General features: G+C 61.8%; 21 protein-coding genes. 9 read left to right on the top strand and 12 right to left on the bottom strand.

What is annotated here, in order from left to right:
- Positions 1–69 precede the first annotated feature (69 nt).
- From AMK05_RS31710 to AMK05_RS31690, 5 genes are all read left to right on the top strand, one after another.
- Complete coding sequence (locus tag AMK05_RS31710; RefSeq protein ID WP_442966284.1) at positions 70–981, top strand: peptidylprolyl isomerase; 912 nt, start codon at positions 70–72, stop codon at positions 979–981.
- The gene (locus tag AMK05_RS31705; RefSeq protein ID WP_064844341.1) at positions 978–2,012 is read left to right on the top strand and encodes a HupE/UreJ family protein; all 1,035 of its coding nucleotides are present in this window, start codon (positions 978–980) and stop codon (positions 2,010–2,012) included. The genes AMK05_RS31710 and AMK05_RS31705 overlap by 4 nt, the downstream gene beginning before the upstream one ends.
- On the top strand, positions 2,009–2,608 hold the full coding sequence (locus AMK05_RS31700) for a HupE/UreJ family protein (protein WP_064844338.1): 600 nt from the start codon (positions 2,009–2,011) through the stop codon (positions 2,606–2,608). The genes AMK05_RS31705 and AMK05_RS31700 overlap by 4 nt, the downstream gene beginning before the upstream one ends.
- Positions 2,605–3,219, top strand: coding sequence for a HupE/UreJ family protein (locus AMK05_RS31695; RefSeq protein WP_064844337.1), 615 nt, complete (start codon positions 2,605–2,607; stop codon positions 3,217–3,219). Before AMK05_RS31700 ends, AMK05_RS31695 begins: the two co-directional genes overlap by 4 nt.
- Positions 3,220–3,338: 119 nt before the next feature.
- Complete coding sequence (locus AMK05_RS31690) at positions 3,339–3,608, top strand: hypothetical protein (RefSeq protein WP_064844335.1); 270 nt, start codon at positions 3,339–3,341, stop codon at positions 3,606–3,608.
- An 83-nt stretch (positions 3,609–3,691) separates the two neighbouring features.
- Here AMK05_RS31690 and AMK05_RS31685 read toward each other — a convergent pair whose 3' ends face one another.
- The 3 genes from AMK05_RS31685 to AMK05_RS31675 form a co-directional block, all read right to left on the bottom strand.
- On the bottom strand, positions 3,692–4,465 hold the full coding sequence (locus AMK05_RS31685) for a phosphotransferase enzyme family protein (protein ID WP_064845006.1): 774 nt from the start codon (positions 4,463–4,465) through the stop codon (positions 3,692–3,694).
- Positions 4,466–4,482: 17 nt separating this feature from the next.
- Positions 4,483–5,364, bottom strand: a complete 882-nt coding sequence (locus AMK05_RS31680) for an MBL fold metallo-hydrolase (RefSeq protein WP_064844333.1) — start codon at positions 5,362–5,364, stop codon at positions 4,483–4,485.
- Between the two features lie 70 nt (positions 5,365–5,434).
- Positions 5,435–5,797 carry a hypothetical protein gene (locus tag AMK05_RS31675; RefSeq protein ID WP_064844330.1) on the bottom strand — a complete coding sequence of 121 codons (363 nt, stop codon included), beginning with the start codon at positions 5,795–5,797 and terminating at the stop codon, positions 5,435–5,437.
- Between the two features lie 239 nt (positions 5,798–6,036).
- Between AMK05_RS31675 and AMK05_RS31670 the strand changes: the two genes are divergently transcribed.
- From AMK05_RS31670 to glgB, 3 genes are read left to right on the top strand one after another with little or no spacing between them, the layout of a single operon-like run.
- Positions 6,037–9,264 carry an alpha-1,4-glucan--maltose-1-phosphate maltosyltransferase gene (locus tag AMK05_RS31670; protein WP_064845004.1) on the top strand — a complete coding sequence of 1,076 codons (3,228 nt, stop codon included), beginning with the start codon at positions 6,037–6,039 and terminating at the stop codon, positions 9,262–9,264.
- A complete protein-coding gene (gene treS, locus AMK05_RS31665; RefSeq protein WP_064844328.1) occupies positions 9,265–12,549 on the top strand; it encodes a maltose alpha-D-glucosyltransferase in 3,285 nt (1,094 codons plus the stop codon).
- Positions 12,546–14,756 carry a 1,4-alpha-glucan branching protein GlgB gene (glgB, locus tag AMK05_RS31660; protein WP_064844326.1) on the top strand — a complete coding sequence of 737 codons (2,211 nt, stop codon included), beginning with the start codon at positions 12,546–12,548 and terminating at the stop codon, positions 14,754–14,756. Before treS ends, glgB begins: the two co-directional genes overlap by 4 nt.
- Before the next feature lie 9 nt (positions 14,757–14,765).
- Here the strand turns inward: glgB and AMK05_RS31655 are convergent, their stop codons facing one another.
- A complete protein-coding gene (locus AMK05_RS31655) occupies positions 14,766–16,391 on the bottom strand; it encodes a thiamine pyrophosphate-dependent enzyme (protein WP_064844324.1) in 1,626 nt (541 codons plus the stop codon).
- The gene (locus tag AMK05_RS31650; RefSeq protein ID WP_064844321.1) at positions 16,388–17,563 is read right to left on the bottom strand and encodes an amino acid aminotransferase; all 1,176 of its coding nucleotides are present in this window, start codon (positions 17,561–17,563) and stop codon (positions 16,388–16,390) included. The genes AMK05_RS31655 and AMK05_RS31650 overlap by 4 nt, the downstream gene beginning before the upstream one ends.
- 153 nt (positions 17,564–17,716) lie before the next feature.
- Here AMK05_RS31650 and AMK05_RS31645 point away from each other — a divergent pair, with 153 nt between their 5' ends.
- Positions 17,717–18,184 carry an Lrp/AsnC family transcriptional regulator gene (locus tag AMK05_RS31645; protein ID WP_064844320.1) on the top strand — a complete coding sequence of 156 codons (468 nt, stop codon included), beginning with the start codon at positions 17,717–17,719 and terminating at the stop codon, positions 18,182–18,184.
- 18 nt (positions 18,185–18,202) lie between these two features.
- Here AMK05_RS31645 and AMK05_RS31640 read toward each other — a convergent pair whose 3' ends face one another.
- From AMK05_RS31640 to AMK05_RS31610, 7 genes are all read right to left on the bottom strand, one after another.
- Positions 18,203–18,964 carry an ABC transporter ATP-binding protein gene (locus AMK05_RS31640; protein WP_064844318.1) on the bottom strand — a complete coding sequence of 254 codons (762 nt, stop codon included), beginning with the start codon at positions 18,962–18,964 and terminating at the stop codon, positions 18,203–18,205.
- Complete coding sequence (locus AMK05_RS31635) at positions 18,961–20,001, bottom strand: FecCD family ABC transporter permease (RefSeq protein ID WP_064844316.1); 1,041 nt, start codon at positions 19,999–20,001, stop codon at positions 18,961–18,963. Before AMK05_RS31635 ends, AMK05_RS31640 begins: the two co-directional genes overlap by 4 nt.
- The gene (locus AMK05_RS31630) at positions 19,998–21,023 is read right to left on the bottom strand and encodes an ABC transporter substrate-binding protein (protein ID WP_064844314.1); all 1,026 of its coding nucleotides are present in this window, start codon (positions 21,021–21,023) and stop codon (positions 19,998–20,000) included. The genes AMK05_RS31635 and AMK05_RS31630 overlap by 4 nt, the downstream gene beginning before the upstream one ends.
- A 125-nt stretch (positions 21,024–21,148) precedes the next feature.
- Complete coding sequence (locus tag AMK05_RS31625; RefSeq protein ID WP_064844312.1) at positions 21,149–21,994, bottom strand: metal ABC transporter permease; 846 nt, start codon at positions 21,992–21,994, stop codon at positions 21,149–21,151.
- Entirely contained in the window at positions 21,991–22,848 is an 858-nt protein-coding gene (gene sitC, locus AMK05_RS31620) for an iron/manganese ABC transporter permease subunit SitC (RefSeq protein ID WP_143535784.1), read from the bottom strand. The genes AMK05_RS31625 and sitC overlap by 4 nt, the downstream gene beginning before the upstream one ends.
- Positions 22,848–23,747 (bottom strand): manganese/iron ABC transporter ATP-binding protein, encoded by a 900-nt coding sequence (locus tag AMK05_RS31615; RefSeq protein ID WP_064844308.1) that lies wholly within the window; start codon positions 23,745–23,747, stop codon positions 22,848–22,850. The genes sitC and AMK05_RS31615 overlap by 1 nt, the downstream gene beginning before the upstream one ends.
- Positions 23,744–24,661, bottom strand: coding sequence for a metal ABC transporter substrate-binding protein (locus AMK05_RS31610; RefSeq protein ID WP_064845002.1), 918 nt, complete (start codon positions 24,659–24,661; stop codon positions 23,744–23,746). Before AMK05_RS31610 ends, AMK05_RS31615 begins: the two co-directional genes overlap by 4 nt.
- Positions 24,662–24,863 lie beyond the last annotated feature (202 nt).

The following is a 24,863-nucleotide window of genomic DNA, read 5'->3' as shown; positions in this document are numbered from 1 at the left end:
CTGCCTCCTGAAGAAAGGCCTGAGCCCTTCGGCAATGCAGACGGCGGCGACCATAACGCCTCGGGGAGATTGCGGCGACTTGTCAGCGAGCCGCTGCTCCACTTCGTCGCCGCCGGAGCCTTGCTGTTTGGAGGCTATTATGTGCTGACGCCAGCGCGGGATGGCGCGGCGACCATAAACCGGATCGTTTTGACCAAGGACGACGTCCGGCAACTGGCGATAAGCTGGCTGGCGCAGGGAAGGTCGACCCCGACGCCGGAACAGGTGCGCGGCCTCGTCGATCAGAAAGTGACGCAGGAAATCCTCTTTCGGGAAGCCGTCGCCCTCGGGCTTGATCGCGACGACGAGGTGGTCAAGCGCCGGCTGGCGCAGAAGATGGACTTTCTCGCCAGCGACGTAGCCGCCCTGCAGGAGCCGACCGACGCGGAGCTGAAGGACTGGTTCGAGAAAAATTCGGATACCTTCGCGCTCCCTGCACATGCGACGTTCCGACATCTCTATTTCTCGACGGACCGGCACGGGAAAGAAACCAAGGAGGCGGCCGCAGCCGCTCTGGCTCTAATCGAGGGGAATTCTCCCGAATCCAGCGAAGTGGCCGCAATCGGCGATCCCTTCATGTTCCAGAGCAATTACGGCGACGCCACTCCCGATCAGATGGCGAAGGAATTCGGGCCGGAGTTCTCCAAGACACTCTTCCAGCTCGCTCCGGGGAAATGGGCCGGACCGGTCAAATCGGGATACGGCTGGCATCTCGTCTGGATCGACTCCATCGAACCAGGCCGGATCCCAACCTATGCCGAGGTGATGCCAAACGTGAAGGCGGGCTGGATCGACGACAAGTATCGCGAGATCAAGAACTCGGCGCTGGATGAAATGCGGTCGCGCTACACGATTGTCGCGCCGCCCATCGACGCCGCCGACTTTCAGGACTTGCGGGTGCCGCCAGGCTTCAACCTCGGGCTTGAGGTGTCGGCGCAATGAGGCGCGCGTGGATATTGTCCGGGGACCTTGGGCATCTGCTTTTCGGCGTCGTCGTCGCCGTCCTTACGCTCGTTGAAGCCGCCTGCGCCCACGAGATACGGCCTGCCTACCTCCAGATCGATGAGATGGCAGCAAACCGCTACAAGGTCGTTTGGCGGACGCCCATGCTATCGGGCATGCGCCTCCCGGTTACGATCAGATTTTCGGACGGTGTGCGCAACGTGACGATGCCGGCAGAACGTGATCTTCCAGATTCGCTTGTCGAAACGCGGGTGATCGAGACGGATGGCGATGGCCTTGCAGGCAAGCAGGTTGAGTTCGTCGGCTTGCAGGCGACCATCACCGATGTACTGGTTCGCGTTCATCTGCAGGATGGCACCGTCGAGACGACGATGATCCATCCATCTCAGCCCTGGATCGACTTCGCCGCCAGCCGCAGCCCACTTGCTGCGGCGAGAGTGTACTTCGTGAACGGCATCCAGCACATTCTTCTCGGCATAGATCATCTGCTATTCGTCTTCGGTCTGCTCTTCATCGTCCGCTCGCGGTGGATGCTGGTGAAGACGATCACCGCTTTTACGGTCGCCCATTCCATCACTCTCGCGGTCGCGACGCTGGGAGAGATCGCTGTTCCGGCGCTGCCGCTCAATGCGGTGATTGCACTGTCCATCCTGTTTCTCGGCCCCGAGATCGTCCGGGTATGGCGTGGGCAGACGAGCTTTACCATCCGTCACCCGTGGATCGTCTCCTTCGCCTTCGGGCTGTTGCACGGGTTTGGATTTGCGAGCGGACTGACGGCGCTGGGCCTGCCGCAGGGCGACATCCCGTTTGCGCTACTGATGTTCAATCTTGGGGTCGAGGCTGGCCAACTGGCATTCGTGGGACTGATCCTGCTGCTTACTGCCGCCTTGAAATCGATCGAGGTTAGATTGCCGCGCGGCCTGGAACTGATGCCTGCCTATGTAGTCGGGATATTGGGCGCCTACTGGACCATTGATCGCATCGCAGCAATGTTGGGGGGAGCCGCATGAGAGGCGGATCAAATCGGAATACGGGTCTTGTCGTCACGGCGCTTCTCCTTTCCGCGGGCGTTGCCGAGGCGCATGTCGGAACGGGAGGCGCATCGGGTTTGGCCGTCGGCTTCCTTCATCCCATCACCGGGCTCGATCACGTCGTGGCGATGATCGCGGTGGGTCTGTGGGGCGCGCAGTTGGGCAAGCCGGCAATCTGGCTGCTTCCCATCACCTTCCCCTTGGTCATGGCATTCGGCGGCTTCCTCGGCCTTCTCGGCGTGTCCCTATCGGGCGTTGAAATCGGCATAGCACTATCTGGTATCCTGCTGGGGGCGGCTGTTCTGGCCGAAATCCGGCCGCCGCTCGTCGCTGCAGCGATCCTCGTCGGAGTATTCGCGATCTTCCACGGTTACGCACACGGTGCCGAATTGCCTCCCGGTGAAAACGCACTGTTCTTCAGCCTCGGCTTCGTGATCGCCACGGGACTGTTGCACGCGACCGGCATCGTCATTGGACTGCTCTACCAGTGGCCGTGGGGCAAGATCACCGTCAGGGCCGCAGGGGGAGCGGTCGGCGCAGTCGGCGCACTCTTTTTGTGGAATGCACTCGCATGACAGAGGCTGGGGCTCCCGGAAGAAAACGCGTTCGCGCTGCGTTGGCGGCCGCCGGAATTCTTGCGAGTCCGGCGGACGCCGGCGCTCATCTGGTCAATACGGGATTGGGACCTGTCTACGATGGCGTCGCGCATTTTGCGATGTCGCCGGAAGTCATTCTGCCCATCATCGCGCTTGGCATATTGGCCGGACTTCGAGGGCTGGCCCATGCCCGGGCCTCGGTGGTGATCCTGCCGACCGCGTGGGTCGTATTCGGGTTCGTCGGGATGTTGCTCGGCCCACTCGCCGTCAGTCCTGCCTACGAAAGTCTGCCCTTGCTCATGCTGGGAGGACTGGTGGCGACCGACATTCGAATGCCCGCCTGGTGTTTGGCGTTGCTCGCGATACTGTTCGGCGCGTTTGAAGGGTACAATTTCGGCTCGGCATACTTTGCCATCGGCGACGGTCCGGCTGCGGTCATCGGGTCAGCTGGCCTTGTCTTCGTTTTGATCACCCTCGTCTCGGCTGCCATCCTGAAAGCGAAGTGGAACTGGACACGCATTGCAATGCGGGTGGTTGGCAGCTGGACGGCTGCGAGCGGCATGCTGCTTCTGGGGTGGGGGTTGCGTTGAGAGGCATTGCCGCGTCGATACTGTTTGTAACGGCAAGATACAGTGCCAAGCGAGAAGTTTGGATCATGATGTTTTGCCATCGCCTGCTGTGAGGCGATGGACGCGGATGGATAAACCGGATGGAGAACGGTGTTGGATTCGTAAAAAGCGTCTTTAAGGAGCGCGCCGATGTGATCGAGGAACTCGCCGCCCGCAGCGAGGGGTTCCGCGATCTCTGCGACGACTTCGCAATGGCAAACACCGAGAAACAGAAATGGGAGCAATCATCCGATCCGGAGCGAGATGAACGCGTCACTGAGTACCAGGAGCTTATAGACAGCATGCGGGTCGAGATCGAACAGGATATTGGCAGGGCCGCAATCGTCCCGTTCAAATCGCCACGAAGATAACCCCACTGCGCATATCGATAGATGATCACTCCGGAACGATTGGATATGTGACATAAGCGGCAGGCGGGACGCAGCGAGCCGCGTCAGGACAAAGCCTTCAGCAGTCGATCCCGATGCCTTCTGATATAGTCGATATCGCCGAGATACAGCCGGGCGTCTCCCGCAGCCACGTCCTCCGCGAAGGTCTCGTCTCCGGCCGAGGCGCTCGCCTGCATGAAGTCGACGAGCGCCTGAAGCCGCCGGCAGATCATCTCCGGGAGCTGGCGCCGTTCTTTTGCCGTCGTTCCATAGGCGTTGCAGAAGATTTCCGCTCGCCGCAGCTGCTCGTCGGGGCTTGATGTCACGCCGGGATGGGAGGGATCGGACAAGGGTGCCCAGCGGTAGACCGTATAGGCCAGATCCCAGAGGCGCGGGGCGGGATGGGCGGTGTCGAAATCGATGATGCCGACGGCCTCATGCTCTGCCGTGGCGACATTGTACGGTGCATAATCTCCGTGGCAGACGATCTCGCGCGGTTCCTGCGGCGGCAGCATCCATGTCTGGACCCCTCGATCCGTTGCCAGAAACCCTTCGGATGTCGAATGAAAATCCCGCAGAAGCCTGGCCGCAGACAGCAGCATGGTCTCCGACCCGACAAATGGATCCGCCAAGTGTTCGCAGACGCGCCCGGTGACATAGCTGACAACTTCCTGGTTTTCCCCCGTGATGCCGACCGGCATCGGCGCCGCCAGAAAACCGCGGCTCCGGAGATGGCGCAAAAACCGATGCACGGTCGGCGTCCAAGCGCCTGCCGGTCTGATGACGGTATCGCCGTCGCGCCAGATCTGCCCGGTTCGCCCGCCTTCCAACGGTTTCACGTCATCGCCTCCCACCTTTATGCGGATTTCCGTTTTTCGATGTGGGCCTGAACCGTGGCGCCAAGGTTGGTCTCATGGCAGTTCCGGTAGAAGGTCGCCGTATCCGCAGGCATCCCGTCGGGGATGGCGACGAAGTCTTCAAGCCGGAAACCGCTTGAACGGGTGAGCCGCCCATCGGCCAGCTGGCGTTCGCTCAACCCGTCGACACGATCGGCCAGGGCCTCGAAATAGGCGAGGTTCGCCTTCACCGTCGAAGGCGAAGATGTCTGGCCATGCGCGGGGATGATCAGCCGCGCGTCGAGATCGCGGATTCGCTGCAGCGAGGAACGGATCAGGCGAAGATCGCCGGCAGTTCTGCTCCAGACCTCCGGAATGGGGTATTCCACTGCGTCGACAGCCAGGCAGGTGCGCAGTTCGGGAATCCACACGGCGATATGGTCGGGCGTGTGCCCGGGTGTATGGATGAGTTCGAGCGTCAGATCGCCGCCGTTGAGGACCATCGCGCCGGAGAAGGTAATGTCGGGGCCAATGAGTTCGACATTCTGAAACCGCGATTCCTGGTTCATCTTGTCTTTGAGGAGTTGCTGCGCCGAGGGGTCGCGCAAACGATCGAGCGCTGCGGTATGCGCGATAATCGGAGCGCGCCCCGCAATGGCGGCATTTCCCCAGAAGTGATCCCAATCCATGTGCGAATTGATGACGATCAGCGGGCGGGCTGCAGCCTTTTCTTCAAGCAGATCCAGCGCCCTCAGGCATTGCTCTGGCGTTCCGAGCGTATCGATAAGGACGTTGAATCTCTCGGTCAGGACAAACACGGCATCGACTTCCTCCCCCGCCCGAACGATTACGATCCGATCGTCAAGTTCGGGATAGGAGCATAATTCTACCGGTGCGTTCACGTCTGGTCGCCTCTATAGGAGTCGGAGTGCTTTCATTCACTACATCAAATCCTGCTCAGGTACCTGCCCTTTAAGGATGGTGTGGCTTCCGCTGTACGGGGACATGGACATCCCAATGGCTCATCACATCATTCGGCACGGCGGTTGCGCATATCACCATCACGCTGGGTTTCGAGCGGCCGAGGCTCTTCGGCGTCCATTGTGACCGGAGCGGGACCGCGCATCGGGGTACCAGCACCTTCGCGTTGGGCTCCAGCACCTCCCATGGCTGCTGCCCTTTGGTATTCTCCCGCTCGACGAAGTGCCTGGCCTCCTCGCGGATTTCGAACAGGCCGTGTTTGTACTCTGTGGAACGATCGGTCTCGATGCTCCAGGAGGTCAGGCACAGGACGCAGGCCGAAAGGGTTGTGGCGCAGAGTATCGATCGAAGCATGGATGCGCTCTCAACGGCCAAACGACTCACCCCCCTGGACAAGGGGAGACTACTCGGATGCGGCTGGAATTCTCAAGGTCTCGTCGTCTCACGGGAAAGTTTTGAAGCTCGAAGAAGCGCGCCCCGTCGATCCGGCGCCGATGCGACCGATGATTTCGTACAGCCGCGAATTGGCCGTGCCGGTGGAACAACAACCGCCAAAGGTAGTTTGCCTGAAAAGCAACTCGAGGCGGCGGCCGATGTCATTTTCTGCGAACGGGGGTGTGTTGAGCACCCCACCCCGGATCTATTATGTCAATCCGCTCCTTCTCCAGGGCATCGATACATGGCGCGAGGTTTTCGACCATGCGGCGGATACCGGTTTCGATCATGTGCTGACGGCACCCCTCTTCGATCGGGGCGGGGAGCGCAGCGTGTTTGCTTCCCGGGATTTCGACCGCCTCGATCCTGAACTGTCGCTCGCAAGCGCGGTCGAGGATGGGGTGGCGCGCCTGGCGGAGGCTGGCCGCAAGAGCGGTGTCGCCTTGATGATGGACCTGATGCTCGACGGTAGGGCACGCGACGCCCAGGCGGGCTTTCGCCCTGTCGACCCGAGACGTTCGCCGCTGGACCCGGTGGAGCCGCTGACGGCGATGGGGGCGGAACGGCAATCGCAGCTGTTGGCGGAATGGACCGAACGGCTGCAGCGGCTGAGCGGTCTTGGTCTCTCCGGCTACCGGATGCTTGGGATCGATCGCGTCGCACCGACACTTTTCAAATCGCTGATTGCGGCGGTGCGCGAAAAGACCGAGGCGCAATTCTTCGCCTGGACGCCCGGCACCGATTTTGCGGTGAGGGGCGGGATCAAGGGAACAGGTTTCGACGGTTGTTTTTCGTCGATGGCCTGGTGGGATTTCGACGAGAGATGGTTCATCGACGAGCATCGCGTACAGCAATCGCTAGGCTGGCAGGTAGCATTTCCGGAGCCGCCTTTCGCGCGGCGCATCGCGCATGGAACCGAGAGCCGCGAGATTCTCGAGCGGCGCGCCGTCAGAGCCTTGCACCTTGCCGCTTCGCTCGGCGGCGGCCTGATGGTTCCGATGGGTTTCGAATATGGTGCGGCCACGCCGCTCGATCCGACGCACGGAAACAGGTCGGGTCTTCGGGGACTGCGCCACGACCTCGCTTTCGATCTTTGTTCCGAAATCCGCCTTGCGAATACCGAAATCGGCAAGGTCGAGAATGCGCCGGCCTCATCGCTGCGCCTGATCCGCAACGCCAATGGACCGGTCTCGGCACTTCTGCAGTCCGAGGTGCTGGATCTGCGGAGCGCTGACAATGTGCGGTTCATCCTGCTGAACAGGGACCTTCGGAAAAGCGCACCGGCGCCGGTCACCGCACTTCGCGAAGCGGCCTTCGGTTTTCTTCCCTCTGCCGCCGACGGCGCGGCTCTGCGTTTGCGGGCAGGGGAGGCGCGGGTCATCGAAGGCAAGACGCCGGCGCCGATCATCTCCAGGCCCGCTGTGGAGATCGCGCAGGCGACGGCATCGCCAAGGCTTGCCATCGAAAACATCATGCCTCGCGTCGATGACGGTCGTTTCCCGGTCAAGCGGGTGGTCGGTGACGTCGTAACCGTCGAGGCCGACATATTCGCCGACGGCCACGACCCGATCGCTAGCGTCCTGCTCTGGCGTCCGCTCGATGCCATGGCGGACTGGAACGAGACGGAGATGCATCTGGTCGAAAACGACCGCTGGCGTGCCGACTTCCTGCTGGAGCGCACCGGACGTTACGAGTTCGCCGTCGAGGCGTGGAAAAACCCGTTTGCGATCTTTCGCTACGAGCTGACCAAGAAGAACGACGCCCGGCTGGACCTGAAGCTCGAGCTGCAGGAAGGGCTGAACCTCGTCCGTTCGGCAAAGGTCGCGGCGCCTGCAGCGCTGGGCGCCGATTTGGACGCTCTTGTCGACCGCCTCGAACAGGCGTCGGATGCCGAGCGCACGGCGATCCTGCTCGAGCCCAAGACATCGGAATTGATGAACAAGGCCGACAGGCGGCCGTTCCGGCTTCGCTCCATGGCAAGCGCCGTCGATGCGGAGCGCAAGGCCGCCGGCTTTGCCAGCTGGTACCAGATTTTCCCGCGCTCGCAGAGCGGCGATCCGGACCGGCACGGCACGTTCGACGACGTGATCGCGAGATTGCCTGCCATCCGCGATATGGGTTTCGACGTGCTCTATTTCCCGCCGATTCATCCGATCGGTTCGACCAACCGGAAAGGCCGCAACAACAGCCTGAAAGCCGGGCCTGACGATCCCGGAAGTCCCTATGCGATCGGCTCCGAGGAGGGCGGTCACGACGCCATCCATCCCGAGCTCGGCGAATTCGAGGATTTCCGGCGTCTGGTCGAGGCGGCAAGCCGGCATGGGCTGGAGATCGCCCTCGACCTCGCCATCCAGGCATCACCGGATCACCCCTGGCTGAAGGAGCATCCCGGCTGGTTCGACTGGCGGCCGGACGGCACGATCAAATATGCGGAAAACCCGCCGAAGAAATACGAGGACATCGTCAACGTCGATTTCTACACCAAGGACGCGCTGCCTTCACTATGGGTGGAGCTGAGAGACATCGTCCAGCTTTGGGTCGACCAGGGCGTCAAGCTGTTTCGCGTCGACAATCCGCATACCAAGCCCTTTCCGTTCTGGGAATGGCTGATCGGCGATATCCGGGCGCGTCATCCCGATGTGGTCTTCCTGTCGGAAGCCTTCACCAAGCCGAAGGTGATGTACCGGCTGGCGAAGATCGGCTTTTCCCAGTCCTATACCTATTTCACCTGGCGCAATGCCAAATGGGAACTCGAGCAATATATGCGCGAGCTGACGGAGACGGAGGCGAAGGAATTCTTCCGCCCGCATTTCTTCGTCAACACCCATGATATCAATCCGGATTTCCTCCAGAACGCGCCGCGTCCCGCCTTCCTGATCCGCGCAGCCCTTGCCGCCACCCTTTCGGGCCTGTGGGGCGTCTATAATGGTTTCGAGCTTTGCGAAGGGCGACCCGATGCCAAGCGCAAGGAATATGCCGACAGCGAGAAATATGAGATCCGCGCCTGGGACTACGATCGGCCGGGCAACATCATCGCCGAGATCAGCATGCTCAACCGCATCCGGACCGAAAACACCGCGCTGCATTCGCATCTAGGGCTGACGCTGCTGAACGCGCGCAATGACAATATCCTGTTCTTCGAAAAGGCAAGCCGTGCGCGTGACAACGTCCTGCTGATCGCCATCAGTCTCGACCCTCACAATTTCCAGCAAAGCGATGTCGAGCTGCCGCTCTGGCATTGGTCGCTCGGGGATGGCGGCACGCTAGATGCCGAAGATCTGATCGGCGGGCATCGTTTCAACTGGACCGGCAAATGGCAGAACATCGGGCTCAATCCGCACGTTCTGCCCTATGCGATCTGGCGTATTCGCTCAAGGGAGGCATGAATGGACACGATGAATGCCGATGGCTCGCACCAGCCGCTGCTGTGGTACAAGGATGCGATCATCTACCAGCTGCACATCAAGTCGTTCTACGACGCCAATGGCGACGGCGTCGGGGACTTTGCCGGCCTGCACGCCAAGCTCGATCATATCGCCGCCCTCGGCGTCAACGCCATCTGGCTGCTGCCTTTCTTTCCCTCGCCGCGCCGCGACGATGGCTATGACATTGCCGATTACGGCAATGTCAGCCCTGATTACGGGACGGTGGAGGATTTCCGCGCCTTCGTCGATGCCGCCCACCAGCGCAATATCCGTGTCATCATCGAGCTCGTCATCAATCATACCTCCGATCAGCATCCCTGGTTCCAGCGCGCCCGCCAGGCGCCGGCCGGATCGCCGGAGCGCGACTTCTATGTCTGGTCGGACACCGATCAGAAATTTCCGGAAACGCGCATCATTTTCATCGATACGGAAAAATCCAACTGGACGTGGGATGCGGTGGCCGGCGCCTACTACTGGCACCGCTTCTATTCCCATCAGCCCGACCTGAATTTCGACAGCCCGCTCGTCATGGAGGAACTGCTGAAGGTGATGCGGTTCTGGCTGGAAACCGGCATCGACGGTTTCCGTCTGGACGCGATCCCCTATCTGGTCGAGCGCGAGGGCACGATCAACGAGAACCTGCCGGAAACCCATGCAATCCTGAAGCGCATCCGCGCTGCTCTCGATGCCACCCATCCCGGCGTGATGCTGCTTGCCGAGGCCAATCAATGGCCGGAGGACACGCGCGAATATTTCGGCGAGGGCGATGAGTGCCACATGGCCTTCCACTTCCCGCTAATGCCGCGCATGTATATGGCGATTGCCAAGGAGGACCGCTTCCCGATCACCGATATCCTGCGGCAGACGCCGGAAATTCCCGAGAATTGCCAATGGGCGATCTTTCTGCGCAACCACGACGAGCTGACACTCGAAATGGTGACCGACGCCGAGCGCGACTATCTCTGGGAAACTTATGCATCCGACAAGCGCGCCCGCATCAACCTCGGTATCAGGCGGCGCCTGGCGCCGTTGATGGAGCGCGACCGCAGACGGATCGAGCTGATGAATGCGCTGCTTCTCTCGATGCCGGGAACGCCGGTCATCTATTACGGCGACGAGATCGGCATGGGCGACAATATCTATCTCGGCGACCGGGATGGGGTGCGGACGCCGATGCAATGGTCTCCGGACCGCAATGGCGGTTTCTCCAGGGTCGACCCGGCGCGTCTCGTCCTGCCGCCGGTCGCCGACCCGCTTTACGGTTTCGAGGCCGTCAATGTCGAGGCGCAGAGCACGGACGCGCATTCGCTGCTCAACTGGACGCGCAAGATGCTGGCGCTGCGCGGCCGGCATCCGGCCTTCGGCCGTGGTTCGCTGCGGTTCCTCGCGCCGGAGAACCGCAAGATCCTCGCCTATCTCAGGGAATATGACGGCGAGACCCTGATGTGCGTCGCCAACCTCTCGCGGCTGCCCCAGGCCGTCGAACTCGACCTCTCAGCCTTCGAGGGCCGCGTTCCGATCGAATTGACCGGCATGTCGCCCTTTCCGCCGATCGGGCAACTGACCTATCTGCTGACACTGCCGCCCTACGGCTTTTTCTGGTTCCAGCTGGAGGCCGATGCCGACCCGCCGGCATGGCGCACCGCGCCGCCCGAGCAGCTTCCCGATCTGGTGACGATGGTCACCCGTCGCGGCCTGCTCGACCTTGTCGATGAACCCAAGCTTGCCCGTGTCCTCAGCAATGAAATTCTGCCTGCTTATCTGGCGAAGCGGCGGTGGTTCGGGGCAAAGGACCAGCCGCTGCAGGCGGCGCGTCTGATCTCCGCAACGCCGATTCCGTTTGCCGACGGGATCGTCCTCGGCGAACTGGAGGCGGTGCTGCCGAACCATAGCGAATCCTACCAGCTGCCGCTGGCGGTTGCCTGGGACGACGCGCAACCGTCGGTCCTGACCCAGCAGCTCGCGCTCGGACGGATCCGCCAGGGCAGGCGCGTCGGCTTCCTGACGGACGGATTTGCCGCTGAGGCGATGGCGCGCGGCATCCTGCGCGGGCTTGGCGACCGCTCCCGCATCACCGGCCGCACCGGCATGCTCGAATTTCTCGGCACGGAGCGGCTCGATCGTCTCGCGGTCACCGACGACCTTCCGGTCCATTGGCTCTCGGCCGAGCAATCCAACAGTTCGCTGATCGTCGGCGAGCTCGCGATGATCAAGCTGATCCGGCACATCTTTCCCGGTATTCATCCGGAGGTCGAGATGACGCGCTATCTGACCCGCGCCGGCTATGACCACACTGCGCCCCTGCTTGGCGAGGTCGCGCATACGGACTCCAGTGGACGCCGCTCGACATTGATTATCGTCCAAGGCGCCATCCGCAATCAGGGCGATGCCTGGAACTGGATGCTGAACAATCTGCGCCGCGGGGCAGACGAACTCGTGCTGAACGACCCAGCCGTCCAGCCGGGCGACGACGTCTTCCAGCCGCTGATCAGCTTTGTCGCGATGGTTGGCCTGCGGCTCGGCGAACTGCATGTCGTGCTCGCCGGCGAGACCGCGGACGAAGCTTTCCGCCCGGTCGTTGCCGGCGACAGCGAAGTCGAGGCAATGAAGAAGGCGGTTGCCGGCGAGGTCGACTATGCGATGTCGAAACTATCCGAACGCGAGGAAAATGCCGATCCGGTGATCGACCTGCTCGCAGCCCCGTTGCTCAAGCGCCGCTCCGAACTCGTCGAACTCGGCGCGACGCTGGCTGAGGCCACACGCCATACGCTGATGACGCGAACACATGGCGATTTCCATCTTGGCCAGATCCTCGTCAGCGAGGGCGATGCCGTCATCATCGACTTCGAGGGCGAGCCTGCGAAAAACCTGGGCGAGCGCCGCGCCAAGACCAATCCGCTGCGCGATGTCGCCGGGCTTTTGCGATCACTGAGTTATCTCGTCGCCACCGCCAAGCTCGACAACGATGCCGTCATCGAACACGAGAACGAAGTCCGGCGCGAGGCCATCGCCCGCTTCGGACACCAGGCGGAAGAGGCGTTCCTCGATGCCTATTCACAGGCGGTTTCGGCATCGAAGGCGCTTGACATGCCAGCCGATCAACGACGGAGGGTCCTCGATGCCTTTCTTCTCGAAAAGGCCGCTTATGAAATCGCCTATGAAGCCCGCAACAGGCCGAAATGGCTTCCGATCCCGCTCTCCGGCCTCACCGAAATCGTATCGCGCCTGGCGGGAGTCAAGGCATGAATGTTGAGCGCACGGAACTTCTCGCCGGCATCGGACAGGATGCACTCTGGGCCCTGATCGAGGGACGCCACGGCGATCCTTTCTCGATCCTCGGCCCGCACGAAAGTGGCGGCATGACGATTGTGCGGGTCTATTTGCCCGGCGCCGAAGCCGTCGATTTGATCGAGGCAGCGAGCGGCCGGGTAGTGGCGCCCTTCAGTATCGCCCATCCCGCCGGCCTGTTTGCGGCGGCAACCGGTTTGAGGACCGGATACCGGCTGAAGATCACATGGCCGGATGCGGTGCAGATCACCGAGGATCCCTATAGTTTCGGCCTGCTGCTCGGTGAGCTCGACCTTCATTTAATATCGGAGGGCACGCATTACAGTCTGAGCCGCACGCTTGGCGCGGTGGCGATGCCGATCGACGGCATAGCGGGCGTTCGTTTCGCGGTATGGGCGCCGAATGCCCGCCGAGTCTCGGTCGTCGGCGACTTCAATGCCTGGGATGGGCGGCGAAATCCGATGCGGCTGCGCCAGTCGGCGGGCGTCTGGGAGCTGTTCATTCCCCGGCTGGCGCCCGGCGAAAGATACAAGTTCGAAATCGTCGACGCCGAGGGAACCTGCCTGCCGCAAAAGGCCGATCCGGTGGCGAGGGCGAGCGAAGCCGCCCCATCCACCGCCTCGATCGTTGCATCGTCGACGCCGTTTCGATGGAGCGACGACGGCTGGATGAGGGACCGCTCCCGCCAGGAAAGGCTGGAAGGCGCGATGTCAGTCTATGAGGTGCACGCCGGCTCCTGGTTGCGCGACGGGCGGGACGGCAACAGATATCTCGACTGGGTCGAGCTCAGCCAGCGGCTCGTTCCCTATGCCAGCGACATGGGATTCACCCATATCGAACTACTGCCGATCATGGAGCATCCGTTCGGCGGCTCCTGGGGCTATCAGCCGCTCGGCTTGTTTGCCCCGACCGGCCGCTACGGCACGCCGGAGGATTTCGCCTATTTCGTCGATCGCTGCCATAGCGCCGGGCTCGGCGTCATCCTCGACTGGGTGCCGGCCCATTTTCCGACGGATGTCTGGGGTCTTGCCCGCTTCGACGGCAGCGCGCTCTACGAACACGAGGACCCGCGTGAAGGCTTTCACCGGGACTGGAACACACTTATCTACAATCTCGGCCGCAACGAGGTCAAAGGCTTCCTGATCGCCAGCGCGCTCGAATGGCTCGAGCGCTACCATGTCGACGGCTTGCGCGTCGACGCCGTGGCCTCGATGCTTTACCGCGACTACAGCCGCAACGAAGGCGAGTGGGTTCCCAACCAATATGGCGGCCGCGAAAATCTGGAAGCGGTGGAATTCTTCAAGCATCTGAACAGCATCATCCACGAGCGCTGCCCGCATGCCATGACCATCGCCGAGGAATCGACGGCCTGGCCCGGCGTTACCAAGCCGCCCGAGCAGGGCGGCCTCGGTTTCGACATCAAATGGAACATGGGCTGGATGCACGACAGCCTCAGTTATATCGAGAAGGATCCGGTCTACCGCAGCTATCACCACGGCACGATGACCTTCGGCATGATCTATGCCTATTCCGAGCGGTTCATGCTGCCGATTTCCCATGACGAGGTGGTCTACGGGAAAGGCTCGCTGCTGACGAAGATGCCGGGCGACGAATGGCAGAAATTCGCCAATCTGCGCAGCTACCTCGCTTTCATGTGGGGCCACCCCGGCAAGAAGTTGTTATTCATGGGAAGCGAGGTGGCCCAGCCGGGCGAATGGAACCACGACGCTTCGGTGAGCTGGGATGTGCTGGACCGGCCGGTGCATGTCGGCATTCAGCGCCTGGTGAAGGATCTGAATGCGTTTTATAGCGACGAGCCGGCGTTGCAATTCGGCGATTTTCATCCTGAAGGCTTCGAATGGGCGGCTGCCGATGACGCCGTCAATTCCGTTCTTGGCATGCTTCGTTATGCCAGGGACCGCTCTTCATCCGTCCTCATCGTATCGAATTTCACGCCGGTGCCGCGTTACGGCTACAGGATCGGCGTGCCTGATGATGGCGTGTGGATCGAGCGGATCACGACGGATGCACGCGAATATGGCGGCTCCGGCCTGGTCAACGGCGCGCTGTCGAGTGAGCCAGTGCCGGCCCATGGCCGGCCATTCTCCTTATCGCTGACGGTGCCGCCGCTGGCGACGGTCTTTCTCGAGGGACCGTCGCGTTGATGGGATTCATCAGGCGTGCGGCGCCGGATGAATGAAAGGCCAGGGGCTTGCCTCGGATGCTTTTTCGATCGGAACCTCGATGAGCACGGGTTCATCGAGCGAAAGGGCTTTCTCGATCGTCTCTCTCAGTTCACTGGGGCTCGTCACCTTGAATGACCGGACGCCGAAGCTTTTCCCGAGCGCGACAAAATCAGGATTGGTGAGGTCCGAGCCGAGATAGCGGCCGTCATATGCCTGCTTCTGGTCGCGCAGGACGTTGCCATAGGCCGAATTGTTGAAGACGATAGCGACGACATTGATCTTGTGCTGGACGGCGGTTGCAAGCTCCTGCACGCCGAACATGAAGCCGCCATCGCCTGAGACGGAGATCACGGCTTTGTCGGGATTGGCGACCTTTACCCCCAGGGCTGTGTTGAAGCCAAACCCCAGATTGTCCTGATAACCGCATGTCACGTATTGACGCGGGCCGTAGACCGGGAAGGCAAAGCGGGCGGTAAAGCCCATCTGGCTGACCTCCTCGACGAAGAAGCCATCCCTTGGAAGAGCCTGGCGAATGGCATCGAGATAGGCGAGCTGCGGCTGCACTTCTGAGAAACGAGATCTGGCCGCTTCGTTGACCTCGGCGAATTCGCGCGTGCGGTCCTCGCGGCTGGCGCCTGCCAGCGCATCGAGCAGCGCCCGGGTTCCGGTCTTGGCATCGGCGACGATGCCGACATCAGGCTTGAGGCGGACCATCTCGGTCGGATCAATATCGATGCGGATGAGCTTGAGATCCTTGGGAAGCCACTTCCATCGCATGAACTGCAATTCGAGCCGGCTGCCGATGCCGATCAGAACATCGGTGTTTTTCCAGTATTCATAGGCGGCGACGAAATTCAGATAGTTCGGGTGGTCGTCGGCGACGACGCCCTTGCCGGATCGATGCGAGGTGACGGGCGACTGCAGCAGTTCCGCAAGAGCGGCGATCTCGGCGCCGGCATCCGCCGCACCGCCGCCAACCATGATCATCGGGTTTCTGGCACCCGATATCAGCGTCGCCGCGGCAGCGATCTGATCGGAGTTGACGGTTGGGTGAGGGGCTTTCGTGCCGACGGGAATGTCGACTTCGGGGCCGGATTGGCCAAACACGTCCCATGGGGCTTCGACCGCTCCCGGACCCTGGCGGCCGGACAGCATTTTACTGACGACCTCGGCCATCACGGGGCCAGCCTCGGACGGATGATTGATGCGTTCCGCGGTCTTGGTAAGCCCGCGCATCGTCGCGAGCTGATCGGGCAATTCGTGCAGCTGTCCTCTGCCCCGGCCGATCAAATGGGACATGATGTTGCCGGTGACGCACAGCACCGGCGCATTGGCGCCGTAGGCGGTGCAAAGAGCCGCGCCGGAATTGAGCACACCGGGGCCGGGGACAACGGTATAAGCGCCGATCCGGCCGGTGGATTTGGCGTAGCCGTAGGCCATATATCCGGCGCCCTGTTCGTGCCTTGTGTGAACGAAGCGAACTTTGTCGCGGGCGCCGTAAAGGGCATCGTTGAAATCATACATGTGGGCGCCCGGGATGCCGAACACCGTGTCGATCCCATGGGCGATGAGCGAACGGGTGATTGCCTGGCCGGTTGTTTCCTTCTTGCTCATTTCAAACAACCTTCAGCGCGAAGTGCGGCGACGATGGCGCCGGCATCGGCCGGCTGCATGCCCGCGAGGTTCATCCGGCCGGAATCGGCCATGTAGATGCCGTGCCTGGCGCGCAGCGCCACCGCCTTTTCTTTCGACATGGAGAGATTGGAGAACAGACCGCGCTGCCGGCTGATAAAGGCCAGATCGGGGGCTGCGGCGGCGAGCGCGGCGCGGTTGCCGTTGACACGTTCGCACATTTCTTCGAGCTCGGCGCGCCACATGGCCGACATTTCGGGGCTTTCGAGGATGGTCCTGACGATTGCGGCGCCATGATCGGGCGGCATCGACCAATTCACGCGGGCAAGCGCGGCCATATTGCTCTCGGCCTTGCCAATGTCGTCGACATTGCGGGTCATGACGTAGAGCGCGCCGACACGCTCGCGATAGAGACCGAAATTCTTGTCGCAGGAATAGGCGATCAGCGCCTCGTCGACCGCATCGAGGATCATCCGGGTCGGTGCGGCGTCCTGCTCGAGGCCGTCACCGAGCCCCTGATAGGCAAGATCGATGAACGGCACCAGCCTGCGCGCAACGAGCAACTCGGTAATTTCTAGCCACTGCTCCATGGTGAAATCGATGCCGGTGGGATTGTGGCAGCACCCGTGGAGGAGAACGACGTCGCCTTCCCCAGCGGAAGACAAGACGTCTACGACACTGTCGAATTTGACCTGCTGCAACGCCAGGTCGACGAAGGCGTAGTCCTTTACGGCCAGGCGCGCCGAGGCAAAGATCGGCGCGTGGTTCGGCCAGCTCGGCGTTCCCAACAGAACCTTTGCGGAGGGATTGGCCGTCTGGATGAGCTCGGCGCCGAGACGCAGCGCGCCGCTGCCGCCCGGCGTCTGAATGCCGACAAGGCGGTGACCGAATGTCGGCGATGTGCCGAAAATGATGGGCTGCAGCAGGCGGACGAATTGCAGATCGCCTTCCGGGCCGAGATATTTCTTGCTGTCCTGGGTATCGAGAAGAGACTGCTCCGCCGCCTTGACGGCGCGCATCACCGGGGTGCGGCCCATGGCGTCGCGATAAACGCCGACGCCGAGGTCGATCTTTCCGGAGCGCTCGTCAGCCTGAAAGGCCTTGATGAGGGCAAGCAGGCTGTCGGCTGGCCGATTATTCAGTTTCTCAAACACAAGTCCACCTCCGTTTCCAGGATTTATGCGGAGACTAACTGAACTCTTGCGGCGAATTTCTGCGATTAGCTGCCTATCGCGGCGCATCGATGCAGACATTCGGCGTCATTCGGTTATTCTATGCGGAAATTCTCCTTCTCTGTGGGGTGGGCCATGCTTGACCAGTTCGATATCAAATTGCTCGCCGCCCTCCAGCAAAACAGCGAGGTGACACAGGGTGAGTTGTCGCAGAAGGTCAATCTCTCCGCGACCCAATGCGCACGCCGTTTGGAAAGGCTGCGCAATGAGGAGTACATCCAGAGCGTCGTCGCCATTCTCAATCCGGTAAAACTGGGTTTTGCCGTCGTCGCTCATACGCTTGTCAGCTTGCGCGCGCATACGGAGAGCGGCAACGAGCGGCTTCATCGCTTCATCGAAACTGCGCCTGAGATTCTGGAATGCTATTCGCAGACGGGCGACGCCGATTTCCTGATGAAGGTGATGACGCGTGACCTCGACCATCTTAGCCAGTTTCTCGAAAGAATGATCCGGGTCACCGACAATCTGGCCTCGGTCAAGTCGAGTATCGTCCTGAAGACGATCAAAAAGACGACTGCCTTGCCGCTGCAGATCGTTACGTGAGAGCGTCTCCAGCCACTCTCATTTGAGATAGTGGATATGCGGGCGTGAATGATAGGGGGAGCTTTCGACGCGCGCCTCGATGAAAAAGACCTCGCGCAGAAGCTTTTCGCTCAGCACGTCTTCAGGTGCGCCCGAGGCGACGATCCTGCCCTGCTGCATGATGATCAGTTCGTCGCAGAACATGGCGGCATGGTTGAGATCATGCAGGGCGACGATGCTGGTGATCGGCAGGCCGGAGACGAGCCGCATCAGGCCGATCTGATGCTGGATGTCGAGATGGTTTGTCGGCTCGTCGAGGATCAGCTCCTGCGGCGATTGGGCAAGCGCCCTGGCGATATGGGTGCGCTGTTTTTCGCCGCCCGACAGGCTCTGCCAGCGATCGTCGCGCTTCTGCGCCATGCCGGCGCGCGTGAGTGCTGCCTCGACCGCCTCTTCGTCAGCCTTCGTCCAGCCCGAGAAGATCGACCGGTGCGGGAAACGGCCGAGCTTGACGACGTCGACAACCTTCAGATTGGCATTGGTCGTCGCATGCTGCTCGACGAAGGCGATGCGCCGGGCAATCGAGCGGCGGCTGATCTTGCCGATATCGCTCCGGTCGAGCATAACGCGGCCGGAATGCGGCCGCTTCAGGCCGGCGAGAAGCCGCAGCAGCGAGGTCTTGCCGGAGCCGTTCGGTCCGAGAAGGCCGAGCATCCGGCCCGGCTGCGCCTCCAGGGAAACGCCGTCCAGGATGGTCTTCCTGCCAATTTTCCAGGTGAGGTTGTCGGCCTTGATGCTCATGACGCGCGCTGGAACCGGTAGAGGATGATCGAGAAGAAGGGAACGCCGACCAGCGCCGTGACGACGCCGATCGGCAGGATCTGGCCGGGAATGAGGGCGCGGGCGGCGATATCGGCGAGCACCATGAAGATTGCTCCCGCAATGGCGCAGGCCGGCAGCAGGCGGATATGCAGCGGCCCGACGACGAAGCGCGCGACATGCGGCACGACGAGGCCGACGAAGCCGATCGAACCGACCATGCTGACGATCGTCGCCGTCATCATCGCCGTCAGCGCGAAGAGCACCATGCGGGCGCGGCCGACATTGACGCCGAGCGAGGATGCCGCCTCGTCGCCGAAAGCGAAGGCGTCGAGTACGCGGGCGTAAAACAGACAGGCGGCAAGGCCGAGACCGACGATGATCGAGACCAGCGCGAATTCCGGCCAGCGCACGCCGCTGAAACTGCCGAGCAGCCAGAACATGACGTCGCGGGCCTGCTGGGCATTGGCCGAGGTGGTGACGATATAGGAGGTCGAGGCGTTGAAAAGTTGCGAGGCGGCGACGCCGGCAAGGATGGTGCGGTCGGCGCCGCCGCGGGTGCCGTTCGAGAGCAGCGCCACGAAGAAAAAGGCGGCGAAGGCGCCGGCAAAGGCCCCCGCCGACAGCGACACCGCGCCCGCGCCGAGCCCCAGGATGACGATTGCCACGGCGCCCGTGGAGGCGCCGGCGGAGATGCCGAGCACATAGGGCTCGGCCAGCGGGTTGCGCAGCAGCGACTGCATGACGGCGCCCGACAGCGCCAGTCCCGCGCCGCAGAAAGCGGCGACGAGCGCGCGGCTCAGGCGATAATCCCAGATCACCGTCTCATGGATGCGGTTCAGCTCGACCGCGGTCCATCCGAGCCGACTGGTGACGGCCGAAAACGTGGTCGCAAGCGGAATCGGCAAGTCGCCGATCCCGACGCTGATGCCGATAGCGACAGCGATGAGGCAGAGGGAGGCGAGCAGCAGCGCGGTGACCGCTCCCAACTGCCGGAAGAGACGGCCTGCGTCCGTCACTTCAAAAGACCGAGAGCCTTCAGCTGCTCAGCCACCTGCTCGGCGCCGTAGATCGTGCGGATGGTCGGGTTCATCGCCTGGCCGTCCATGACGACGAGCGCCTTGTTCTTGACGGCCGGAGTCTGGCTGACGGCCGGATCGGTGTTCAGGAAGTTGATCTTGGCCTCAGGCTTATCGAGCTCCCAGCGGTTGCGGTCGAGGCTGGCGACGACGATAACGTCGGGATTGGCGGCGATGATGCCTTCCCAGCCGATGGTCGGCCATTCCGCGTCCGCTGATATCGCATTGTGTCCGCCGAGCAGGTCGGCGATGAACCCGGAGGCGCTGTTCTTGCCGCCGACATAGGCATCGGCCGAAGGGCTGGGGCTGGAGAACCAGAAGACGTAGGAGAGGTTCTTGCCATCCTTGGAAACGCTTCCGCGAAGCTTGGCTTCGCGCGCCTTGAAGTCGGCGATGAGCGCCTGGCCGCGATCGGCGACGTCGAAGATTTGCGAAAGTTCGTCGATCTCCCTGTAGAGAAGATCCATGTTCCACAGCTCGGCGCGGCTGCCGTATTGGTCCTTGACGTCCTTGGTGCTGAGGCAGGTGCTGGGCGAAAGGTAGCTCGCCACGCCGACCTTGTCGAAGTCTTTGCGTTTGGCGACCTTGCTGTTCGGCCCGACCAGGCTCGGCAGCGCGGCGGCGACGAAATCGGGATTTTCGGCGAGGATCGATTCGAAGGTCGGCATCTCGACGGTGAGAAGCTTGACCTTGGCATTGGCTTCGGCGAGCTGCGGCAGCACCTTGCTCGGCCAGAAGGCGGTGCCGACCATCTTGCCCTCAAGGCCCAGCAGCAGCAGGATCTCGGCGCTGTTCTGGCCGAGACCGATCGCCCGCTCCGGCGCCTTCTTGAAGGTCACCTCGGCGCCGCAATTTTCGAGCGTCAGCGGGTAGGCCGTCGAACCCGCCAGCGTGGGAGTTGCGGCAAGGCCGATCAGGGCGGAGAGGCCGCAGGCGGCCAGAAGCGATTTGAGGTCGGTCACGAAGAAATCCCCGGTGCGTGAATATATGCGGCCGGGGTATAGCCTCAGGAGCGGCCGGAAAACAAGACTGAATAAATCAACTTATCGCAAAAATCGACAGGCAGTCGTGCCTCGACAGTGGCTCCTCAGCTTGCTTCTCCGGTTTCCATGCGGGCGGCCCTGCGTGTGGCATGGACAAAGGCGCCAATGAAGGCGATCGCGAACAGAAGCACGATGGTCGGGGCCGGCGCGCTGTCGATAAAGAAGGAGAGATAGACGCCGGCAAAAGCCGTGATCACCGCGATTGCGACCGACAGAGCGAGCATCGTACTGAAGCGGCGCGTCAGCAGATAGGCGATGGAACCTGGTGCGATCAGCAGCGAGATGGCGAGAATGATGCCGACCGACCGCAGCGCTGCCACGATCGTCAATGAAAGCAGGCAGAGCAGGCCGTAGTGAAGCAAATTCACCCTCAGCCCGACCGCCCTTGCCTGCGCCGGATCGAAGGCGTGCAGCAGCAGGTCACGCCACTTGACGGCGATGATGGTGGCCGCCAGTGCCGCAACGGTGCCCGTCTCCACAATGTCGGGAAAGCCGATGCCGAGCATGTCGCCGAAGAGGATGTGATCGAGATGTACCTCGGATTGGATCTTCACATAGAGAACTAGGCCGAACCCGAACATGCCCGAAAATACGATGCCCATCACCGTGTCCTGTTTGATGCGGCTGTTCTCCTTCAGGAAGCCGGTGGCAAGCGCGCAGGCCATCCCGGCCGCGAAGGCGCCGACCGCTAAGGGGAAGCCGACGATATAGGCGATGACCACGCCCGGGAAGACGGCATGGCTCATGGCGTCTCCCATCAGCGCCCAGCCCTTGAGCACGAGGAAGCAGGAGAGCAGCGCTGCGGGGATGGCGATCAGCACCGAGATGATCAGGGCGTTGATCATGAACTCGAACTGGAATGGCACCAGCAGGGCGGGGAGATCGTTCATGGAGATGTCTCCAGCGCTTGAGCGGCCCTGCGCCGGCTCGCCAGCATTCCGTGCTTGGGCGCCAGGAAGAAGGCGGCCAGGAAGATCAGCGTCTGGAGGACGATGATGATGCCGCCGGTCGCGCCGTCGAGGAAATAGCTCACATAGGCGCCGATGAAGCTGGTCGCGGCCCCGATCGCTACGGCGATGACGAGCAGCCGCGGGAAACGATCCGTCAGCAGGTAAGCCGTCGCACCCGGCGTCACCACCATGCAGATGACCAGAAAAGCGCCGACGGTCTGGAGTGCGGCGACCGTGGAAGCGGACAGCAGCGTGAAAAACATGATCTTGAGCCGCGTCGGATTGAGCCCGATCGAACGGGCGTGAGTCTCGTCGAAGAAGACGACCATCAGATCTTTCCATTTCACCAGCAGGATGGCGAGCGAAACGAAGCCGATGATGGCAAGCTGGAGCGTGTCCTCGGGCGTAATCGCAAGGATGTTGCCGAGCACGATGGTCTGGATGTTCACCGCAATCGGTCGGAGCGATACCATAAACAGGCCGAGCCCGAAGAAGGAGGAGAAGATCAGGCCGATGATGGCGTCTTCCTTCAGCTTGGTGCGCTGGTTGAGGAAGAGCATCGCGGCGGCGGCAAGGCCGCCGGAGAAGAATGCACCGATCGAGAAGGGCAGCCCGATCATGTAGGCGCCGGCGACACCCGGCACGATGGAATGCGAAAGTGCGTCGCCGATCAGTGACCAGCCCTTGAGCATGAGATAACAGGAGAGGAAGGCGCAGACGCCGCCGACAAGAGCCGATACCCACATGGCGTTCAGCATGTAGTCATAGGTGAAAGGTTCGAGAAAGGCGGCCATCAGCCTTGCTCTCCGCTTCCGTTCGCAGAGACAGGCGCGAGCAGCTTGCCCTCCCGCAGGATCAGAGGTCTCTCGTCGTCGGTGAGGATACCGACGGGATATGGCTTGCCGCCGGCCCCATTCAATATGAGATGGCGAAGCACGCCGCCGAAGGTTCTCTCGAGGTTTTCCTGGGTAAAGGTCTCATCTGTCGGTCCGTAAGCCAATACCGTGCCTTTGATCAGCACCGTGCGGTCGCAGAATTCCGGCACGCTGCCGAGATTGTGCGTCGACACCAGCATCACCCGCCCTTCGTCGCGCAGCGAACGGAGCAGCTTGACGATCGCCTCTTCGGTCTTGACGTCGACGCCGGTGAAGGGTTCGTCGAGCAGGATGACGCGGCCGTCCTGTGCCAATGCGCGGGCGAGGAAGACGCGCTTCTTCTGGCCGCCGGAAAGCTCGCCGATCTGGCGCTTGCGGAATTCGCTCATTTTGACGCGGGCGAGCGCCTTGGACACGGCGTCGTGGTCTGCTGCTTTCGGAATGCGCATCATCCCCATGTGGCCGTAGCGCCCCATCATGACGACGTCCTCGACCAGCACCGGAAAGTTCCAGTCGACCTCTTCCGATTGCGGCACGTAGGCGACGAGATTTTTCCGCAGCGCTTGTGCGACCGGCATGCCGAGCACCGAAATCTCGCCTCTGGCGAGGCGCACGAAGCCCATGATCGCCTTGAACAGCGTCGACTTGCCTGAACCGTTGACGCCGACGAGCGCGGTGATGGTGCCGGTGGGTGTCTGGAAGCTGGCGTCGCGCAATGCCGTGTGGCCGTTGCGATAGGTGACCGTGGCATCCCTGACCGAGATGCCGGCCCCCGCATCCGAAGATGCGGGGGGAACAGGCGAGACGATCGCGTTCATTGCGACAGGCCTTCGGCAAGGCCCTTGACGACAGTGTCGGAGGTGACGCGCAGCAGATCGACATAGGTCGGGGTGGGGCCGTCGGCCTCGCTCAAGGAGTCGACATAAAGCACGCCGCCATACCGGGCACCGGTTTCACGGGCGACCTGGCGGGCCGGCTTGTCCGACACCGTGCTCTCGCTGAATACGGCAGGGATCTTGTTGGCCCTGACGGCATCGACGACTTTGCGGACCTGCTGCGGCGTGCCCTGCTGATCGGCATTGATCGGCCAGAGATAGAGCTCCTTCAAGCCGAAGTCGCGGGCGAGATAAGAGAAGGCCCCTTCGCTCGATACCAGCCAGCGCTTGTCCTCGGGAATGGTATTCAGCTTCTCGCGGATCGGCGCGATGGTCGCCTCGATCTCCTTCTTGTAGGCCTCTGCATTGGCCGTGTAGATCTCTGCATTCTTCGGGTCGTATGTGACGAAGGCATCGCGGATGTTGTCGACATAAATGATCGCGTTCTTCGGCGACATCCAGGCATGCGGATTGGGTTTGCCGCTATAGGGTCCTTCGCTGATGCCCATCGGCTCGACGCCTGTGGAGACCACGACATCGGGAACATTTTTCAGGTTCCGGTAGAATTTCTGGAACCACAGTTCGAGGTTGAGCCCGTTCGACAGCAGGATCTGGGCGCCCTGGGCCCGCTGGATATCGCCCGGCGTCGGCTGATATTCGTGGATCTCGGCTCCGGGCTTGGTAATCGATTCCACGATCGCCGCGTTACCGGCAACATTCTTTGCCATGTCGGCAATGACGGTGAAGGTGGTCACCGCTTTGAACTTCTCCTGCGCGGCGGCACCGCCAGCCATCAGGCCGAGCGCGGCAACGGCCACCAGCCCGCTTATGACTTTGCGTTTCATGTCACTCAGCATGAATATTCCCTTCCTTTGCCTCATCAGACGTTCGGCGCGCGCAGCGACCGCCGGCAACAGGTTTGCCGATGAAAATGCGACGCATTTGCAATTATTACCGTTCGGCCTCGTTTCTATCTATTCTGCAATTGCGAGTGAATTGCAATAAGGATTTTTGCAGAGCCGTAAACGAGAGGGGCAGACAAAGCCAACCAACATGCGG

Source organism: Rhizobium sp. N324 (assembly GCF_001664485.1).
GTDB lineage: Bacteria > Pseudomonadota > Alphaproteobacteria > Rhizobiales > Rhizobiaceae > Rhizobium.
This window is presented reverse-complemented; position numbering and strand designations above follow the sequence as displayed.

Coding starts and splice junctions, on each gene's coding strand:
- treS (WP_064844328.1), top strand. CDS start 9,265: ATGGACACGATGAATGCCGATGGCTCGCACCAGCCGCTGCTGTGGTAC.
- AMK05_RS31690 (WP_064844335.1), top strand. CDS start 3,339: ATGGAGAACGGTGTTGGATTCGTAAAAAGCGTCTTTAAGGAGCGCGCC.
- AMK05_RS31675 (WP_064844330.1), bottom strand. CDS start 5,797: ATGCTTCGATCGATACTCTGCGCCACAACCCTTTCGGCCTGCGTCCTG.
- AMK05_RS31705 (WP_064844341.1), top strand. CDS start 978: ATGAGGCGCGCGTGGATATTGTCCGGGGACCTTGGGCATCTGCTTTTC.
- AMK05_RS31700 (WP_064844338.1), top strand. CDS start 2,009: ATGAGAGGCGGATCAAATCGGAATACGGGTCTTGTCGTCACGGCGCTT.
- AMK05_RS31645 (WP_064844320.1), top strand. CDS start 17,717: ATGCTTGACCAGTTCGATATCAAATTGCTCGCCGCCCTCCAGCAAAAC.
- AMK05_RS31615 (WP_064844308.1), bottom strand. CDS start 23,747: ATGAACGCGATCGTCTCGCCTGTTCCCCCCGCATCTTCGGATGCGGGG.
- AMK05_RS31640 (WP_064844318.1), bottom strand. CDS start 18,964: ATGAGCATCAAGGCCGACAACCTCACCTGGAAAATTGGCAGGAAGACC.
- AMK05_RS31655 (WP_064844324.1), bottom strand. CDS start 16,391: ATGAGCAAGAAGGAAACAACCGGCCAGGCAATCACCCGTTCGCTCATC.
- AMK05_RS31610 (WP_064845002.1), bottom strand. CDS start 24,661: ATGCTGAGTGACATGAAACGCAAAGTCATAAGCGGGCTGGTGGCCGTT.
- AMK05_RS31625 (WP_064844312.1), bottom strand. CDS start 21,994: ATGAACGATCTCCCCGCCCTGCTGGTGCCATTCCAGTTCGAGTTCATG.
- AMK05_RS31695 (WP_064844337.1), top strand. CDS start 2,605: ATGACAGAGGCTGGGGCTCCCGGAAGAAAACGCGTTCGCGCTGCGTTG.
- AMK05_RS31670 (WP_064845004.1), top strand. CDS start 6,037: ATGTCATTTTCTGCGAACGGGGGTGTGTTGAGCACCCCACCCCGGATC.
- glgB (WP_064844326.1), top strand. CDS start 12,546: ATGAATGTTGAGCGCACGGAACTTCTCGCCGGCATCGGACAGGATGCA.
- sitC (WP_143535784.1), bottom strand. CDS start 22,848: ATGGCCGCCTTTCTCGAACCTTTCACCTATGACTACATGCTGAACGCC.